The sequence below is a fragment of the Peptostreptococcus stomatis DSM 17678 genome (assembly GCF_000147675.1).
Lineage (GTDB): Bacteria > Bacillota > Clostridia > Peptostreptococcales > Peptostreptococcaceae > Peptostreptococcus > Peptostreptococcus stomatis.
The window spans coordinates 1-646 of the sequence record NZ_ADGQ01000067.1; the positions used below are offsets into that span (position 1 = coordinate 1).

At 26.3% G+C, this 646-nt stretch carries 1 protein-coding gene; it reads left to right on the forward strand.

Annotated elements, in window-relative coordinates; genetic code table 11:
- Window positions 1-646: FtsX-like permease family protein (locus tag HMPREF0634_RS07710; protein WP_007790639.1), on the forward strand; the 646-nt coding region annotated here is incomplete at both ends.

The following is a 646-nucleotide window of genomic DNA, read 5'->3' on the forward strand; positions in this document are numbered from 1 at the left end:
TTATCCAGAAGAACTAAAGGATTACTATAAATTTAAAAGCATATTTATATATGACAGTAGCTATTCTTTTGATAAATATGCAGATTATGATGGTAATATCTATTTAAAAGATAAAAAAGCAAACTTACTACGAATTGCAGACCAGTTGTGTGAAAAGATAAAATCAAATTCAGACCATATTTATATAAATGATACACTTGAGAGAGTAATGGAAGAAAAATCTAATCTATCACAAGAATATGATGTTTTTGATATTGTGTTCATTGCTATGGCTATTTTATTAGTATTTAATATTTTGTTTTTAATGCATAAATCGATGTCAAAAGAACAAGGACTACTGAGAATAATTGGTATGAAAAAGAAAGAAGTTATAATGTTTGAACTGTTGAAAAGTTTAATTGTTTTCTTTGTAGCAACTGTGTTAGGTTTAGTATTTAGTATTTTTCTAACAAAAATTTTTATCAGGAACTTTTACTTTATATCAACGTCTATAGAACCGTATACTGCACCTGTTATATACGATGTAAGTAGCTTGAAAAAGATTTTGTTGACATTATTTATAGTAACTTTAATCTCAATAATTATACCGATTTTAGATATGTATAGATTTTCTCCGGTTGAGCAATATTTTGAAACAGGGGAAGGT